This window comes from Rhizobium indicum (genome assembly GCF_005862305.2).
In the GTDB taxonomy this organism is placed as follows: domain Bacteria; phylum Pseudomonadota; class Alphaproteobacteria; order Rhizobiales; family Rhizobiaceae; genus Rhizobium; species Rhizobium indicum.
In genome coordinates this window covers 2,037,908-2,051,338 of sequence record NZ_CP054021.1, presented here as the reverse complement: position 1 = coordinate 2,051,338, position 13,431 = coordinate 2,037,908, and the positions used below count along the sequence as shown (strand labels likewise).

Genomic DNA, 13,431 nt, shown 5'->3' with positions numbered 1-13,431 from the left:
CCGCTATGAAGGCGGAAACCGGAGATTTGCATGTCGATCGTCAGCAGCCTCAGCCCGCGCGCCCTGGCGGCGCCCGAAAGCGGGATCGTCGAACTCGTCAATTATGCCCGTGGCCGCGAAGGCCTGCTGCCGCTCTGGGTGGGTGAGGGCGATCTGCCGACGCCTGATTTCATCAGCAGGGCGGCAATGGATGCGCTTGCTGCCGGCGAGACCTTCTACACCTGGCAGCGCGGCATTCCGGAGCTTCGCCAGGCACTTTCCGATTATTACGACAGACATTTCGGAATCCGGCTTCCGGTCGAGCATTTCTACGTTACCGGCTCCGGCATGCAGGCGATCCAGATCGCCGTGCAGGCGCTGACCTCGCCGGGCGACGAGCTGGTTTACCTCTCGCCTTCCTGGCCGAATATCGCCGCCGCCCTGGAGATAGCAGGTGCGCGCTCGCTCAGTGTCGAGCTGCAGTTTGAAGGCGGTAAATGGGCGGTCGATCTTGACCGTATCGAAACCGCGATCACCCCGAAGACCAAGGGCATCTTCATCAACACGCCCTCGAACCCGACGGGCTGGACGGCAACGAAGCAGGATCTTGGCGATATCCTGGCGCTTGCCCGCAAGCACGACCTCTGGATCCTGGCAGACGAAATCTACGCCCGCTACTCCTTTGCCGGTGGCCGAGCGCCCTCTTTCCTCGATGTGATGGACGAGGGCGACAAGATCATCTTCGTCAATTCCTTCTCGAAGAACTGGTCGATGACCGGCTGGCGCGTCGGCTGGATCGTAGCACCCCCTGAAATGGGTCAGGTGCTCGAAAACCTCATCCAGTATTCGACATCGGGCGTGGCGCAGTTCATGCAGAAGGGCGCCGTTGCAGCCCTTGATCAAGGCGACGATTTCGTCGCTGCCAATATCGCCAAGGCGGCCCGCTCCCGCGATATTCTCTGCGATGCGCTTGTCGCCACCAACCGCGTCGAGACACTGAAACCGGACGGCGCGATCTACGCCTTCCTGAAGATCGACGGCGTCGCCGATAGCCGCAGGGCAGCGCTTGATATCGTCGACAAGACAGGCGTCGGCCTTGCTCCCGGCACCGCTTTCGGACCGGGCGGCGAACTCTTCCTGCGCGCCTGTTTCCTGCGTGATCCCACCCAGGTGGCGATCGCCGCCGAGCGCCTCTGCGACTATATCCTCAAGCTCTGAGACGCACTGCCCGCAAGAGATATCGTGGCGTCGGCCAAGTCGATTTTGTGCCGGAATCGCCGGATCGATAAAACTCTAGCAAAGCCCGAAATCGGCCTCTAACCACGACTCCAAACATACCCGTTCAAAGGCCTTCCAACGGCCGTTCGATAAGAAAATTGGAAAGAAAAACCGGCGCCTGATGCCCCTGCTTATAAAAACGAAAGCAGGGATGCGGGACATGGCGGTTTTGGTGACGGGCGGGGCCGGATATATCGGCAGTCACATGGTTTGGGCGCTGCTCGATGCAGGCGAGGATGTGGTTGTGCTCGATCGCCTCTCCACGGGCTTTCGCTGGGCCGTGGCGCCGGCGGCGCGTTTCTATCTCGGCGACATTGCCGATCCCGACATATTGAAAAAGGTCTTCATCGAAAACGACATCGAGGCGATCATCCATTTCGCCGGCTCCGCCGTCGTTCCGGTCTCGGTCGCCGATCCGCTCTCCTATTACGACAACAATTCCGGCAAGACCCGGGCGCTGCTGAGCGCGTCGATCAAGGCCGGTATCCGCAACTTCGTCTTCTCTTCGACAGCCGCCGTCTACGGCCAGCAAAAGACCGACCTGCCGGTGAAGGAGACGGCCTCGCTCAATCCGGAGAATCCTTACGGCCAGTCGAAGCTGATGACCGAATTCATGCTGCGCGATGCCGCCGCCGCCTATGATTTCAACTATGTCGCGCTTCGCTATTTCAACGTCGCCGGCGCCGACCCGCACCACCGAGCCGGCCAGTCGACCTCAGGCGCCACGCACCTCATCAAGGTCGCCTGCGAGGCAGCGCTCGGCACGCGCGACAGCGTCAATGTCTACGGCATCGATTATCCTACCCATGACGGCACCGGCGTGCGCGACTACATCCATGTCAGCGATCTCACGGATGCACATCTGAAAGCGCTGCAGCACCTGCGCAGAGGCAAGGGTTCGCTCGTTGCCAATTGCGGTTATGGCAGAGGCTATTCCGTGCTCGATGTGTTGAACATGGTCACCCGCCTGCACGGGCATTCCTTCAAGATCCACATGGCGCCGCGCCGCGCCGGCGATTCGGCAAGCGTCGTCGCCGACGCTTCGCTCGCAAGGCAGGTGCTCGACTGGAAGCCCAGATACGATTCGCTGGAAACCATCGTCCAGAGCTCGCTCGATTGGGAACTGTTCCTGTCGAACAAGAATGTCGACGACCTGCACAGCATCCACCGGGCACTCGCCGCCGCGTCCTTCTGATCCAGAACCCGTTTCCCATCCCCGCGCCTGCAGGGGTTTGCATGCCGTAACGTGAATAAGGAAAAATCAAGCTTTCTCTGGCTGGCTCGGGCCAACGGAAAAGAGACGATGAAGAACTTTCTGGCCTCATTGCAGCTGCAAAAAGACAATCCGACGCTTCTGCTGGCGCAGTTCCGAGCCCTGTCGTCGCAGATTCCCATTCTCTATGTCCTGCTGATCATCAACGCCCTTGCGGTGGCGATCACCCACCTCAAATCCGCGCCCCTTTGGCTTTCGCTCTATATTCCCGTGGCCCTGAGCGTCGTCTGTGTCTTCCGTCTCTGCTGGTGGGAGATCCGGGGCAAGGAAGATGTGACCGCCGAGCGGGCCTACAGGCTGATGAAGGTGACGATATCAGGGGCCGGCATCCTGGCCGTCGCTTTCGGCGGCTGGGCGATCGCGCTTTACCAATATGGCGATGCTTCCCAGCAGGGTCAGATCGCCTATTTCCTCGTGGTGACAGGCATTTCCTGCATCTTTTGCCTGATGCACCTGCCGATGGCGGCAGCCCTGACCACGGTCATCACCTTCTCGGCCATGGTCGCGACCTTCCTGTTCTCGGGCAATCCCGTTTTCGTGGCGACGGCCATCAGCGGCCTCTTCCTGATCCTGCCCTTCCTCAGGGTGATCAACAGCTATTTCCAGAATTTCGTCGGTCTCGTGCAATTGACCGAGGAGCTGAAGAAGAAGCAGGCGGAAGCCGAAGAGCTGAACCTCGTCAACAGCCGCAACGCGCTGCACGACCAGCTGACCGGCCTTGCCAATCGCCGCAGCTTCTTTCTCTCGCTGGAAAAACGGCTGCAGAAGAATCCGTCCTCGCCGCCTGTCCTCGGCATTCTCGATCTCGACGGCTTCAAGCCTGTTAACGACGTCTTCGGCCATGCCGCCGGCGATCTCGTGCTCAAGGAGACGGCCCGCCGCTTCGTCGCCCTGGTCGGCGAAGAGGGCATCGTCTCCCGTCTCGGCGGCGATGAGTTCGGGATCATCTTCCCCTGTTCGATGACACGCCAAGCGATCGCCGATCTCGGCCTGACGCTCTGTGCTGCCGTCCGCGATCCTTTCGAAATCCCCGACGGCTCGGTCCGCGTCTTCGGCTCGTGCGGCATCGTCTATCCCGATATCGGCACATACACCGCCGAGGATCTCTACGAGAAAGCGGATTTCGCCCTCTACCAGGTCAAGAGCAAGCGCAGCAGCGGCGTCGAATTCTTCTCGGCCGAGCACGAGAAGATCCTGACGCAGCGCCACCTGATCGAACTCGAGCTGCAGGCGAACGACTTCGCCAAGGAATTGAAACTCGATTATCAGCCGATCGTCGAGCTGAAGAGCGGCCGCGTCGTCGCTTACGAGGCGCTCGCCCGCTGGGACAGCGCCCGCTTCGGCCGCATCAGTCCAGACGCCTTCATCCCGGCGGCCGAGCGCACGGCCGTCATCGGCCGCATGACGCGCATTCTCTTTGCCAAGGCGCTCGAAGCGCTGGCGATCATTCCACGGCATCTGAGGCTGTCCTTCAATCTCTCGGCGCGCGATATCTGCGACCACGAGACCTCGATGGCGCTGCTGGCCATGATCACCCGCTCCGGCATCGATCCCAGGCGCATCGAATTCGAGATTACCGAGACGGCACTGCTCTCCGATTTCGACACCGCCGACCAGGTGATCACTATGCTGCGCGCTGCTGGCATCTCGATTGCGCTGGACGATTTCGGCACCGGCTATTCGAGCCTCAGCCATATTCATCGTCTCGGCTTCGACAAGCTGAAGATCGACAAGTCCTTCGTGATGAATTTCGATCGTGACGCCCGTTGCATGAACATTACCCGCTCGGTCGCCAATCTCTGCCAGAATCTCGGCATAGCCTCCGTCGCCGAAGGCGTCGAAAGCGAAGAGATCGCCGAGGGATTGAAGGCGATGGGCGTTCGTCTGGCGCAGGGCTATCACTTCTCGCGGCCGCTGCCGCTGGAACTTGCCATCGATTACGCCGCCCGGTGCGAGGCCGAAGCCTCCGCCCGCAATTCGCTGTCTGCCTGAACCGACCTTAAATCGACTGGAGCGATGCGTCATCGTCGTCTATTCATGGTCGCAACAGATGAGGTGAACCATGCAGGACGGCGAACGGGCAGGCGATGTCATCATTGAACGGCGGGGTACCGCGGGCGTCATCCGGCTCAACCGGCCGCGGGCGCTGAACAGCCTGACCCTGCCGATGATCCGGGCGATCACTGAAGCCCTTCACGATTTTGCCGGTGATTCCGAGGTGGCAAGCGTCGTGGCGACGGGAGAGGGCGAACGCGGCTTCTGCGCCGGCGGCGATATCCGCGCCCTGCATGAGAGTGCCCGCGCCGGCGATGGCCTCGCCGGAAACTTCTGGCGCGAGGAGTTCCGCCTGAACCATATGATTGCCGCCTATCCCAAACCCTATGTCGCGCTGATGGACGGCATCACCATGGGCGGCGGCGTCGGCCTGTCGTCGCACGGCCGCCACCGCATCGTCACCGAGCGCACACGGCTTGCCATGCCCGAAACCGGCATCGGCTATGTCCCGGATGTCGGCGCCACTTGGCTGCTGCCGCGCGCACCCGGCGAAGCCGGAACATGGCTCGGTCTCACAGGGCTCGATATCGGTGCCGCGGACGCGATCCACGCCCGCCTTGCCGACCTTCAGATCGCTTCGTCGCGGCTCGGCGAGGTGACCGATGCTCTCTCGAGCCTGCCGCGCGGCAGTTCATCCAGCGATGTCGATGCCCTGCTGCAGGCGCTTTCTGAGCCTCAGGGAGAAAGCCGGCTGCGACAGAACGCGGCGGTGATCGATCGCGCATTTGGTTTCGACAGCGTCGAGGAAATCCTGGCAGCACTCGCCGGGGAGGAAGGCGAATTTGCCGCCGAGACGCGCCGAGTGATGCTGACGCGTTCACCGACCAGTCTGAAGCTCGCTTTGCGGCTGCTCAGGGCCGGCCGCCGCAGCGCCTCGCTTGCCGAATGCCTCGGCCGCGAACTCGGCGCCTGTCTGCAGATGCTTGATAATCCCGATTTCTTCGAGGGTATCCGCGCCGCCGTCATCGACAAGGATCGCAATCCGAAATGGTCGCCGGCCTCAGTCGAGGCTGTTGAAGCAGCAAGGATCAAGCATTTCCTGAAACCGGCCGAGCCGCCGCTTTCACTCTGAACGCTATCCAGTTATCGCCACATGCCGCGCATGCGGGCGCCGACATCGATGCGCACCTGCCGCGCCTGCGCTTGAGCGGCAGTCTGCGATTTCACCTGCGGCCAGCTGCAGGCCTCGAAGAACTGCAGCAGGGTCGCGGGAATGAAGCGGCTGCGTGAGGCATAGACATGCCGGTCGCCCTGCGAGTTCTGCCCATAGGTGAAGAAGCGTTGCGGCACGACGAGGTCGAGACCATCCCGGGCGCGCGTCATGGCGACGTAGAGCAGGCGGCGTTCCTCTTCGATTTCGGCGGTGGTGCCGACGGCGAGATCGCTCGGTATGCAGCCGTCGACGACGTTCAGCATGAAGACCCTCGTCCATTCCTGGCCCTTGGCGGAATGGATGGTCGACAAGATGAGATAGTCTTCGTCGAGAAGCGGCACGCCCGCCTGGTCGCTGGTCGCATCCGGCGGATCGAGGGTGAGCTCGGTGAGAAAGCGCTCGCGCGAGGCATAACCGCTAGCGATCTGCTCGAGCTGCAGCAGATCGGCCTGCCGCGTCGCGGCATCCTCGTGCAGCCGTTCCAGATGCGGCGCATACCATTGCCGCGCCAAACCGATCTCTGCCGGCCAGCCGGCCTTGCCGGTCTTCAGCTCCTGCAGCATCGAAACGAACATTGTCCAGTCCTCACCGGAGCGCGGCGGCGCCGGCATGGAGCCAAGAGCAGTAATCGGGCTGGCATCCTCGGCCATCAGGTCGAGCGTCTTCTGCGCCGTCGACGGCCCGACGCCCGGCAGGATCTGCATCAGCCGGAAGCCCGCCACACGGTCGCGCGGGTTCTGCGCGAAGCGAAGGGCGGCCAGCATGTCCTTCACATGCGCGCTGTCGAGAAACTTCAGCCCGCCGAACTTGACGAAGGGAATGTTGCGCCGGGTCAGCTCGACCTCCAGCGGCCCGCTGTGATGCGAGGCGCGGAAGAGCACGGCCTGCTGTTTGAGCGTGAGGCCTTCCTCGCGGTTGTCGAGCACCATGTCGGTGATGTAGCGCGCCTGCTCGGCCTCGTCGCGCACCGTGACCAGGCGCGGCCGCTCGGACGATTGCCGCTCGGTCCAGAGGTTCTTGGTGAAGCGCTCCGAGGCGAGATCGATGACGGCGTTGGCGGCGGCGAGGATCGGCTGCGTCGAGCGGTAGTTGCGGTCGAGCGTGACGATATTGGCGGCCGGGCTGAAGGCGGCGGGAAAATCGAGGATATTGCGCACCGTCGCGGCACGGAAGGAATAGATCGACTGCGCATCGTCGCCGACGACGGTCAACCCCTGGCCGCCGGGTTTCAGCGCCAGCAGGATCGAGGCCTGCAGCCGGTTGGTGTCCTGATATTCGTCGACCAGCACATGGTCGAAGCGGCTGCCGATATCCTCGGCAATCATCGCTTCGCCAACCATCTGCGCCCAGTAGAGCAGCAGATCGTCGTAATCGAGCACGTTCTGGCTCTGCTTGGCCTCGACATAACAGGCGAAGAGTTCGCGCAGCTGTTTCTCCCACGTCGCGCACCAGGGAAAGACGTCGCGCAGCACAAGGTCGAGCGCGGTTTCCGAATTCACCGCCCTGGAATAGATGGCAAGGCACGTGCCTTTTGTGGGAAAACGGCTTTCCGTCTTCGAGAAGCCGAGGTCGTGCCGGATCAGGTTCATCAGATCGGCACTGTCTTCGCGGTCGTGGATGGTAAAACCAGGATCCAGACCGATCTGCTCCGCATAATCGCGCAACAGCCGCGCGCCGATGCCGTGGAAGGTGCCGGACCAGGACAGCGCGTCCGCCATCACGCCGGCATTCGAACCAAGCACATCGCGGCAGATGCGCTCGACACGCCGCGCCATCTCGGCCGCTGCCCGGCGCGAGAAGGTCATCAGCAGGATGCGGCGGGGATCAGCGCCTTTGACGATGAGATGGGCGACGCGATGCGCCAAGGTATTCGTCTTGCCCGAGCCGGCGCCGGCAATGACCAGCAGCGGCCCGGCAATATGGCTGCCGTCGATGAGCGTGCCGTGCTCGACGGCCATGCGCTGCTGCGGATTGAGCTTTTCGAGATACATCCAGCCGTCCGGTCGGGCTCCCGCAGAATCACTGGGGAAAGATTAGATGTTCCTTGAATGTTCGCGATTGCCGCCTCTGTCAAGCGATCTGGTGCGCTGGCAACATCTCAGTCGGGGAAATCCGGACCGATCTCGCGCCGCACCAGCTTCAGGCTGCGGTCGGGCTGAAGAATATAGGTTTCCTCCACGCGCTGTCCCGTCCCGTTGTAGAACTGGTTGTAGACGGCGCTGCCGACCGGCGACTTGGCAAGCTTCGTTCGCGGCTGGCCGCCATAGGTAATGCTGCCGGGAATGGGATCCAGCGCCGGGCTATCGGCCGAGGAACAGCCGACAAGCCCGGCAAACAATCCTCCGGCCAACAAGGCAGGCAGAAGCGCTTTCATCGTCGTCATCCCTCTTTCGACTGCAGCCAGATATAGAAGCGGTGGCGCCTTTCGCCAATGGTAGCCCATGCCACCGCGCAGGTATCGCTGTCGAGCAGGCTCTTCTTTTCCGGGGGACGCAACGAATGCGTCGCTGCGGCGTTAACAGACATCAACCAACATTAGGAAACGTTCACGGTGCTCGGCTTTCCAGCATTCACGGGGCATGGCGAGCCCGGCCGTCAGGGCCACAGCGATGCCGCGACGCGCGCCTCGGTGGAGAGCGCCCTTCAAGCGGCCGCCGATATCGAAGCCGGCGAAATCACCGTCAGCATATCGGGCTCCTATGTCATCCTGGAAGGTTTCGTGCGCCGGCGGGGTGATGTCGAGCGGGCGATCGAGATCGCCGAGGGCGTCGTCGGACGAGGCTATGTGCGTGCTCGCCTGCTGCGACGCTAATGCATGTCGCCTAAAAGTGTGCAGCGGTTTTAGGACAACGACATGCATCAAATAAAAGTCCGGCGAAGGAGAGGTTGCGCCGGTCGGCGCGCATGTCTTTACGATCCATGAAGGGAACCAAAATGCTCTCTCGGGTGTTGAAAGGCCGGACCTAAACGCTGGAGACTCTCATGCAGTTGCTTCCTCGCCTCTGGGCAACGACCTTGATAGTGGGTTGCGGTGTCTTTGCCGGCTCCGCCCATGCCTCGCTGGAAACCGGCACGAATTATTCCGCTTTGCCGAAGGACCAGATCGCCCTCAACGAATATACCGGGGCCGTCGCCTGCACACCGGTAGAACCCCACTATCTCCCCTCCTTCATTCGCGCGGCAGATGGCACGATCATCGGTGTCGGTTATGTCGAGATCGAGAATGAGAGCGGCGCGGATTGCTGAAAAAAAGGCGGTCCTGCTCGGACGAGGCTCGCCTGCGTTTCCGCAGAGGTGACGAGCCTCTAACCATCATCATGATGGCTGGTCGTCTTCTATTGATGCACCTGTACCAGGCGCAACGCCCTTTGCACCGAAACCCGGCACGCACTTGTTGCAGGGTTAAACCGAAATTAAAGCATTATCCCGTTCCGGCACGCTTGCACGCCCAGAAGGCGAAAATCGCCCAAAATTCCTTGCCGAAGTGCTAATGCAGCTTCAGCTTCGCCTCTTCGGCGGCCGCCAGAAACTCGGCTCTTGCTTCTTCCACGCTCTTGCGCCCGTCGAGCGCCGCCCGGCAGGCGCTGCGGGCCTTGATATAACGAAGCCCGCGCATACTCGGCCAGAGATCCGCCAGGCACTTCAGCGCATCGAACGGCCCATTGACCGTTCGCGCATCGGCACCTTCGAAACCAACCTTGACCGGGCTGTTCCATCTTTCAGTTGCCATCGACGCTCCTCCACGATTTTCGACAGAAACGAAGTGCAGCATCTCCCAGTTCCTCCGGGGAGACTTTGCGATAGTTAATATTCTAGCGTGATTTTTGCCGTCAGCAATGGGCGGATCGTCGCTGATGCCGCAACGAATGGTTTTGCCTCGACCCATGACAGGAAAGCCTATGGCTGCCAGCTGATGAGAAACGCTAACTTATGAGGTGTTTTCGCCGGGAGATGGACTGTCTTTTCAAGAAAACTGGTGCTGCCGAGTGGGATTGAACCACCGACCTCACCCTTACCAAGGGTGTGCTCTACCACTGAGCTACGGCAGCAGGACCAGACCGCGTAGAGCCGGGTGGCTCAATCGCGGGAACGGGGCGGCTATTGCCACAGCTTGACGGCCAGCGCAAGCAGCAAATTCCAACTTCGCGTGGATTGGCACGCAAGGGACTTTTGGATCGGCGCGAATTCGGCTAATCCTGTCGCATGAATGAAAAGACCGAAACCGGCCAGCAGAGCCGCAAAGAGGCGATCGAGGCACAGGCGAAACTGCGCCGTGAGCGCGCCGCCGAAAAGCTCAGGGAAAATCTGGGGCGACGCAAACAGCAGGTCCGAGCCCGCCGTTCCGGCCAAGCCGACGAAACAAATGGGCTGCCCGCCGCAAAATTGGACGAATCGTAATGTTCCGTCCGTCGCGAATTGAAGCGTGTCGAGAAATCCCCTAAACACCTCACTCCTTATTCCAAGGCAGAACTTTCAGGAAAGGCGGGCGCTGCCCGTAAGCGCACATGGATCGTATCAGAATCGTCGGCGGTAATGAGCTGAATGGCATCATTCCGATTTCCGGCGCCAAGAATGCCGCACTGCCGCTGATGATCGCCTCGCTTCTGACCAGCGATACGCTGACGCTCGAAAACGTGCCGCATCTGGCCGATGTCGAGTTGCTGATGCGCATCCTCGGCAATCACGGCGTCGACGTTGCCGTCAATGGCCGCCGCGAGCGCCAGGAAGATTCCTATTCGCGCACGATCCATTTCACCTGCCGCACCATCGTCGATACCACGGCTTCTTATGAGCTGGTCTCGAAGATGCGCGCCTCCTTCTGGGTCATCGGGCCGTTGCTGGCGCGCGAAGGCCATTGCCGCGTTTCGCTGCCGGGCGGCTGTGCCATCGGCACGCGCCCCGTCGATCTCTTCATCGAGGGCCTGACGGCGCTCGGCGCGACCATGGAGATCGATGCCGGTTATATCAACGCCAAGGCGCCTGCCGGCGGCCTGATCGGCGCACGCTACACCTTCCCGAAGGTTTCCGTCGGCGCCACCCATGTGATGATGATGGCGGCAACGCTTGCCCGCGGCACGACGGTCATCGGCAATGCCGCCCGAGAGCCTGAGGTCGTCGATCTCGCCAACTGCCTGAACGCCATGGGCGCCAAGATCTCGGGCGCGGGTACTGCGACGATCACCATCGAAGGCGTCACTTCGCTCTCCGGCGCCCGCCACCGCGTCCTGCCGGATCGCATCGAGACCGGCACCTATGCCATGGCCGTCGCCATGGCCGGCGGCGACGTCGTGCTCGAAAATACCGATGTAGCGCTGCTCGAGACCGCAGTGGAAACCCTGCGCCGCGCCGGCGCGGAAATCTCGTCGACCAACAACGGCATGCGCATCAAGCGCAACGGCGCCGGCATCAGGCCGGTCGATATCGTCACCGATCCCTTCCCGGGCTTCCCGACCGATCTGCAGGCGCAGTTCATGGCGCTGATGACCCGTTCTTCCGGCGTCTCGCATGTCACCGAGACCATCTTCGAAAACCGTTTCATGCATGTGCAGGAGCTTGCCCGCCTCGGCGCCAGGATCTCGCTGTCCGGCCAGACGGCGAAGATCGAGGGTGTCCAACGCCTGCGCGGCGCCCCCGTCATGGCGACCGATCTGCGGGCCTCCGTCTCGCTCGTCATCGCCGGCCTTGCCGCCGAGGGCGAAACCACGGTGTCCCGCGTCTATCACCTCGACCGCGGTTTCGAGCGGCTCGAGGAGAAGCTGACCCGCTGCGGCGCCATCGTCGAGCGCATCAGCGAGTAAGCACCGCTCATCCCGGTTGCGTAATTGGTCGCCGCGCCTTATTTCCCTTGTCTGACGCATCGCCATTCCGGCGGTGCCCGGCCTAGGCCGGTAATGGGATGAGGCTGAATGACCGACCTGAAACTTGTTGCGCTCGATAACGAGGATCTTGCGATCATCTCCGCGCATATGCAGGACAGCGTCTTCAAGGTCGGCGACATCGACTGGTCGCCGCGCGACGCGCAGTTCGCGCTTGCCGCCAATCGTTTCGTCTGGGAAGGTGCCGAGCGCAAGCGCAAGGGTTTCGAGCGCCGCCGGGCTGCGCTGGTCTTCAAGCGTGTGCTTGCCGTCCGCTCGCTCGGCATCGATCGCGGGAAACGCGACGAAGTGCTGTCGCTGCTGGCGCTGCGCTTCGAGAAGAAGGGCGAGGGGCCGGAGGGCACGGTCGAGTTGTCGCTGTCCGGCACGGCCTCGATTGCGCTCGATGTCGAATGCATCGAGGTCCAGCTGGCCGATATCGGCGGCGCCTGGGAGGCGTCTTCCAAGCCTCGCCACCGCTGACGTGACGCCCTAAAGTTTGAACATCGCAGTTTCGAGTTGAGAAGGAATATCGGCCTTGGCAATCTGGCTGGATCAGGCATCGGAAGGTTTCGAGCAGCATTTTGCCGCCTTCCTGACGACGAAGCGTGAAGTCTCCGAGGATGTGAACGTCGTCGTCCGCGCCATCATCGATGATGTGCGCGTCCGCGGCGATGTCGCGCTTGCCGAATATTCGCTGAAATTCGACGGCATCGATTACGCCACCGTGCCGATGCGCGTTACCCCTGAGGAAATCGACGCCGCCGTCGAGGCAGTGCCTTCGGAGGTGCTGGGGGCGCTGAAGCTCGCGGCGCTGCGCATCGAATCCCATCATCGCCGGCAGCTGCCGAAGGACGATATTTACGAGGATGACCTCGGTGTCGGTCTCGGCTCGCGCTGGACGGCGATCGAAGCGGTCGGCCTCTATGTTCCGGGCGGTACGGCGAGTTATCCGAGCTCGGTGCTGATGAATGCCGTGCCGGCCAAGGTCGCCGGCGTCGATCGCATCGTCATCGCCGTTCCCGCCACCGGCGGCGCCGTCAATCCGGCGGTGCTTGCTGCCGCCAAGCTTGTCGGCGTCACCGAGATTTATCGTGTCGGCGGCGCCCAGGCGATCGCGGCTCTTGCCTATGGCACCGAGACGATCGCCCCGGTCGCCAAGATCACCGGCCCCGGCAATGCATATGTCGCCGCCGCCAAGCGCCATGTCTTCGGCACCGTCGGCATCGATATGATCGCTGGCCCCTCCGAAGTGCTTGTCATTGCAGACAAGGACAACAATCCGGATTGGATCGCCGCCGACCTCTTGGCCCAGGCCGAGCACGATGTCAGTTCCCAGGCGATCCTCATCACCGATGATGCCGCATTCGGCAAGGCGGTGGAGCAGGCGGTCGAACGCCAGCTGAAGACGCTGAACCGGGCCGAGACGGCGGCAGCAAGCTGGCGCGATTTCGGCGCGGTCATCCTCGTTGCCGATCTGAAACAGGCCATTCCCTTGGCAAACCGTATTGCCGCAGAACATCTGGAACTCGCCGTCGTCGATCCGGACCGGCTGCTCGACGGCATCCGCAATGCCGGCGCGATCTTCATCGGCGCCCATACGCCTGAGGTGATCGGCGACTATGTCGGCGGTTCGAACCATGTGCTGCCGACGGCGCGGTCGGCACGCTTCTCATCCGGTCTTTCGGTGCTTGATTTCGTCAAGCGCACCTCGATCCTGCGTCTCGGCCCGCAGCAGCTCCGCACCCTCGGCCCGGCGGCGATCGCCCTTGCCGTTTCCGAAGGCCTCGATGCCCATGCGCGATCGGTCGCGATCCGCCTCAACCTCGAAAGGTGAG

13 protein-coding genes and 1 tRNA gene are annotated in these 13,431 nt (G+C 62.2%); 10 read left to right on the top strand and 4 right to left on the bottom strand.

The features are described from left to right. Positions 1-30: 30 nt before the first annotated feature. The 4 genes from FFM53_RS10185 to FFM53_RS10170 all read left to right on the top strand — a co-directional run bounded on the left by FFM53_RS10185 (position 31) and on the right by FFM53_RS10170 (position 5,657). Positions 31-1,197, top strand: a complete 1,167-nt coding sequence (locus tag FFM53_RS10185; protein WP_138334484.1) for a pyridoxal phosphate-dependent aminotransferase — start codon at positions 31-33, stop codon at positions 1,195-1,197. A 220-nt stretch (positions 1,198-1,417) separates the two neighbouring features. Beyond that, positions 1,418-2,452: a UDP-glucose 4-epimerase GalE gene (gene galE / locus FFM53_RS10180; protein WP_138388157.1), complete on the top strand. Its 1,035-nt coding sequence runs from the start codon at positions 1,418-1,420 to the stop codon at positions 2,450-2,452. 108 nt (positions 2,453-2,560) lie between these two features. Beyond that, positions 2,561-4,522, top strand: coding sequence for a putative bifunctional diguanylate cyclase/phosphodiesterase (locus FFM53_RS10175; RefSeq protein ID WP_138388156.1), 1,962 nt, complete (start codon positions 2,561-2,563; stop codon positions 4,520-4,522). A 70-nt stretch (positions 4,523-4,592) separates the two neighbouring features. Then, positions 4,593-5,657 carry an enoyl-CoA hydratase/isomerase family protein gene (locus FFM53_RS10170; protein WP_138388155.1) on the top strand — a complete coding sequence of 355 codons (1,065 nt, stop codon included), beginning with the start codon at positions 4,593-4,595 and terminating at the stop codon, positions 5,655-5,657. An 11-nt stretch (positions 5,658-5,668) separates the two neighbouring features. On the opposite strand, the gene FFM53_RS10165 is transcribed toward FFM53_RS10170, so the two are convergent. Beyond that, on the bottom strand, positions 5,669-7,729 hold the full coding sequence (locus FFM53_RS10165) for an ATP-dependent helicase (protein WP_138388154.1): 2,061 nt from the start codon (positions 7,727-7,729) through the stop codon (positions 5,669-5,671). Between the two features lie 107 nt (positions 7,730-7,836). Beyond that, a complete protein-coding gene (locus FFM53_RS10160) occupies positions 7,837-8,112 on the bottom strand; it encodes a hypothetical protein (protein WP_138388153.1) in 276 nt (91 codons plus the stop codon). Positions 8,113-8,289: 177 nt separating this feature from the next. On the opposite strand from FFM53_RS10160, the gene FFM53_RS10155 reads away from it, so the two are divergent. Further along, positions 8,290-8,550, top strand: a complete 261-nt coding sequence (locus FFM53_RS10155; protein ID WP_138388152.1) for a BON domain-containing protein — start codon at positions 8,290-8,292, stop codon at positions 8,548-8,550. Positions 8,551-8,720: 170 nt separating this feature from the next. Beyond that, positions 8,721-8,984 (top strand): hypothetical protein, encoded by a 264-nt coding sequence (locus FFM53_RS10150; RefSeq protein WP_138388151.1) that lies wholly within the window; start codon positions 8,721-8,723, stop codon positions 8,982-8,984. Between the two features lie 241 nt (positions 8,985-9,225). Here FFM53_RS10150 and FFM53_RS10145 read toward each other — a convergent pair whose 3' ends face one another. Together FFM53_RS10145 and FFM53_RS10140 are read right to left on the bottom strand one after the other, a co-directional pair. Continuing rightward, entirely contained in the window at positions 9,226-9,468 is a 243-nt protein-coding gene (locus FFM53_RS10145) for a DUF982 domain-containing protein (protein WP_011650393.1), read from the bottom strand. Positions 9,469-9,712: 244 nt separating this feature from the next. After that, positions 9,713-9,787, bottom strand: a tRNA-Thr gene (locus FFM53_RS10140). 154 nt (positions 9,788-9,941) lie between these two features. Here FFM53_RS10140 and FFM53_RS10135 point away from each other — a divergent pair. The 4 genes from FFM53_RS10135 to hisD all read left to right on the top strand — a co-directional run bounded on the left by FFM53_RS10135 (position 9,942) and on the right by hisD (position 13,430). After that, entirely contained in the window at positions 9,942-10,136 is a 195-nt protein-coding gene (locus FFM53_RS10135; RefSeq protein ID WP_138388150.1) for a hypothetical protein, read from the top strand. A gap of 107 nt (positions 10,137-10,243) precedes the next feature. After that, positions 10,244-11,536, top strand: a complete 1,293-nt coding sequence (gene murA / locus FFM53_RS10130) for a UDP-N-acetylglucosamine 1-carboxyvinyltransferase (protein WP_003545312.1) — start codon at positions 10,244-10,246, stop codon at positions 11,534-11,536. 108 nt (positions 11,537-11,644) lie between these two features. Further along, the gene (locus tag FFM53_RS10125) at positions 11,645-12,076 is read left to right on the top strand and encodes a DUF2948 family protein (protein WP_138388149.1); all 432 of its coding nucleotides are present in this window, start codon (positions 11,645-11,647) and stop codon (positions 12,074-12,076) included. A 55-nt stretch (positions 12,077-12,131) separates the two neighbouring features. Further along, entirely contained in the window at positions 12,132-13,430 is a 1,299-nt protein-coding gene (gene hisD / locus FFM53_RS10120; protein ID WP_138388148.1) for a histidinol dehydrogenase, read from the top strand. Position 13,431 lies beyond the last annotated feature (1 nt).